Raw genomic sequence first — 3,594 nt, forward strand, 5'->3', positions numbered from 1 at the left:
CAGCCCGCCCGGCGTGCCCGGCGCGGGCGGCGCCACCGGCGCGCTGGCCGGCGGGCGGCAGGTCACGCCCGGCGCGCTGGCGATGTCCTCGCCGGCTTTGAGGGGCGCGAGCATCCCCTCCTCGCCCTTGGTCCACCATTGAAGGGCGTCGCCGGTATACCGCGCGCCGCTGCCCGAGCGGGCGATCTTCAGCACGTGCATGGCGCCGCCGATCTGGAGTTGCGCGGTGTCGGAGTCGGGATAACGGGCGCTCACCGTCCGCCCGTCCTCGCAGGCGTAGCGGAGCCAGGGCGTGGCGGCCACCGTCTTGGCCGGCGGCGCGGGCGCGTCGGGCGCAGGGGCTCGCGAACAGGCGGCCAGGATCAGGAGGGGCGGCAAGGCAAGGCTAAGCTTCATCATCCCCTCCCTAACGCCCAACTCGGCCAAACGTCGCCGCGGCCCGTGCGCGCAGCGGCGATTGATCTCGATCAAAGCTTCACCGTGCGGCGCGCCCGATCAAGGCGGCAACGAAATGGGGAAACCTCTCATGCCTGCCGAATCCACCGTCGTCGTCGCCGGCGTCATCGCGATGTTCGTCGCCTTCATGGCGGTGCTGGGCTTCGTCTGGATCTGGTCGAACCAGAAGTCGCGCTGACCGGCGCGTCCTAGCTCTTCTTCATCCACGGCTTGGACTTCGAGGCCGAGCGGGCCGCAGCGGACCGCTCGTCCTCCAGCCGTCGGCCGGGCGGGCCGCCCTTGGCCTGAGCCGCCTTCTTCAGCCGCAGCGCACGCTGCATCGGCGTTTCGCCCGCGGGCGGGTCGTCCTTCGGGTCGGCCATGCCGCGACTCCTCCAAGCTTGCGCAAGCCTAACGCGCGCCTCGCGCTTGTCGCGCAACGATTGCGCTCGGCGAGCGGCTTGCTAGTCATGGCCCCAGCAAAGGGGCCGTCATGAGACTCAAGTTCGCCGCCATCCTCCTCGCGTCCGTGGCCGCGCTGCCCGCGCTGGCCCAGGGCCAGACGGCCGCGCCGGCCAAGGCGGCGAAGTGGGACGTGAACAGCCCGCCCGGCGCCGTGATCCGCCAGGTTCCGATCGCCGTGGACGAAGGCACCTGGATGAACGTCGACGTCAGCCCCGACGGGAAGACGATCGCCTTCGACCTGCTGGGCGACATCTATGTGATGCCGATCGCGGGCGGCGCGCCCGTGCGCATCGCCGAGGGCCTCTCCTGGGACGTCCAGCCGCGCTTCTCGCCGGACGGCAAGCGCATCGCGTTCACCTCGGACCGGGGCGGCGGCGACAACATCTGGCTGATGAACGCCGACGGTTCGGACAAGCGCCAGGTGACGAAGGAGGACTTCCGGCTCCTGAACCAGCCCACCTGGAGCCCCGACGGCCAGTTCATCGCCGCGAAGAAGCACTTCACCACCGGCCGCTCGCTAGGGACCGGGGAGGTCTGGCTCTACCACGTGTCCGGCGGGGCCGGCGTGCCGCTGGTGAAGAAGCCCAACGAGCGCCACCAGAAGGAGCTGGGCGAGCCGACCTACGCTCCCGACGGCAAGGCCATCCTCTACACGCGCAACATCACGCCCGGGCCGATCTTCGAATACGCCCAGGACTCCAACACCGATCTCTTCAACATCGAGCGCTACGACATTGAAACGGGGGAGATTTCCACCGTCGCGTCCGGCCCGGGCGGCTCCGTGCGGCCGACCCCGTCGCACGACGGCAAGAAGATCGCCTTCGTCCGCCGCGAGAACACCCGCTCGAAACTCTATGTGAAGGACCTGGCCACCGGTGAGGAGCGCAAGGTCTACGACGCGCTGGACCAGGACGTGCAGGAGACCTGGGCGGTCCAGGGCCTATACCCCAACATGGCCTGGACGCCCGACGACAAGGCGATCGTCTTCTGGGCCGGCGGCAAGCTGCGGCGCGTGGACGGAGACGGGCAGAACGCCGCCGTCATTCCGTTCCGCGTGAACGACACGCGCGCGGTGATCGACGGCCTGCATCCGAAGATCCCGGTCTCGCCCGACACCTTCCAGACCAAGATGACCCGCTTCGCCGCCGTCTCGCCGGACGGCAAGCAGGTGGTGTTCGAGAGCCTGGGCAAGCTTTGGGTCAAGCCGATGGCCGGCGGCGAGCCAAGGCGCCTGACCAAGGGCGACGAGGCCGGATTCGAGCTGTTCCCAGCCTGGTCGCGGGACGGCAAGACCATCGCGTTCGTAAGCTGGAGCGACGCCGGCCTCGGCCGCATCCGCACGGTGGGGGCCGGCGGCGGCGCGGCCCGCGACGTGACCCGCGAGGCCGGACACTACGCCCGGCCGGCCTTCTCGCCCGACGGCCGTACGATCGTCTTCGAGAAGACCCAGAGCGGCGGCCTGACGCGCCCTGAAGGCGGCGAGAACCCGGGGGTCTATCGCGTGCCCGCCGCCGGGGGCGTGCCGCAGCGCATCGCCAAGGACGCCGGCGCGCCGCAGTTCGCCGCCTCCAACGACCGCGTGTTCATGGTCGCCTCGAACGGCGGCAAGCAGCAGCTTGTCTCCACCGACCTGTCGGGCGAGGCGCGGCGCGTGCATGCCGAGGGCGAACTGGTGACCGACTACGCCGTCTCGCCGGACGGCAAGGTGTTCGCCTTCCGCCAGAACTACGAAGCGCTGGTCATGCCGCTGATGCCGGGCGGCCAGGACGTGCCGGTGGACCTGAAGGGCGGCCCGATGCCGGTCACCCGCGTCTCCTACGGCGGCGCGGAGTGGATCCATTGGACGAACGGCGGCTCGGAGCTGCACTGGTCGATGGGGCCCACGGTCTATACCGCCAAGACCGCCGAATTCTTCCGCAACGGCCCTCCCGCCGAAGGAGCGGCGAAGTTCGAGCCGCCGAAGACCGGCGTCTCGCTGTCGGCGCAGGTCACGGCCGACCGTCCGCGCGGCGTCGTCGCGTTCACGGGGGCCCGTGTCGTCACCATGGCGAGCCCCGACGGCGGGATCATCGACGACGGCGTGGTCGTGGTGCGCGACCACCGCATCGTCGCGGTCGGAAAGCGCGGCGAGATCCTGGTTCCGGCCGAGGCCAAGGTGGTGGACGTCGCCGGCAAGACCATCATCCCCGGCCTGGTCGACGCCCACGCCCACGGGCCGCAGGGCGAGGACGAGTTGGTCCCGCAGCAGAACTGGTCGGCGATGGTCAACCTGGCGCTGGGCACGACCACCATCCACGACCCGTCCAATCGCGCCGCCGAAATCTACGCGGCCGCGGAGATGCAGCGCGCGGGCAAGATCGTCGGCCCGCACATCTTCTCCACCGGCGAGGTGGTCTACGGCGCCAAGGCCGCGCGCAACTACGCGCAGATCGACAGCTACGAGGACGCCCTCGCCCACGTGCGCCGCCTGAAGGCAGAGGGGGCCTATTCGATCAAGAACTACAACCAGCCGCGCCGCGAGCAGCGCCAGCAGCTCATCCAGGCGTCCCGCGACGAGGGCATGCAGGTCGTGGCCGAGGGGGGCGCCCTGTTCGGCCAGGACATCAACATCATCGCCGACGGCAACTCGACGCTGGAGCACAACATCCCGCAGCTCGCCCTCTACGAGGACGTGCTGAGCTACTTCAGCCAGTC

Annotated in this window: 3 protein-coding genes; 1 reads left to right on the forward strand and 2 read right to left on the reverse strand. The window is 70.1% G+C overall.

Annotated features, from left to right (window positions below):
* The coding region (locus Q0L11_RS16395; protein WP_296598643.1) for an MliC family protein at positions 1–396 on the reverse strand (396 nt) is incomplete at its 3' end.
* Between the two features lie 248 nt (positions 397–644).
* Positions 645–818, reverse strand: coding sequence for a hypothetical protein (locus tag Q0L11_RS16400; RefSeq protein WP_296598644.1), 174 nt, complete (start codon positions 816–818; stop codon positions 645–647).
* Positions 819–928: 110 nt separating this feature from the next.
* Here Q0L11_RS16400 and Q0L11_RS16405 point away from each other — a divergent pair.
* A partial coding sequence (locus Q0L11_RS16405; RefSeq protein WP_296598645.1) for an amidohydrolase occupies positions 929–3,594 on the forward strand: 2,666 nt, incomplete at its 3' end.

Source organism: Phenylobacterium sp. (assembly GCF_024508875.1).
Lineage (GTDB): Bacteria > Pseudomonadota > Alphaproteobacteria > Caulobacterales > Caulobacteraceae > Phenylobacterium.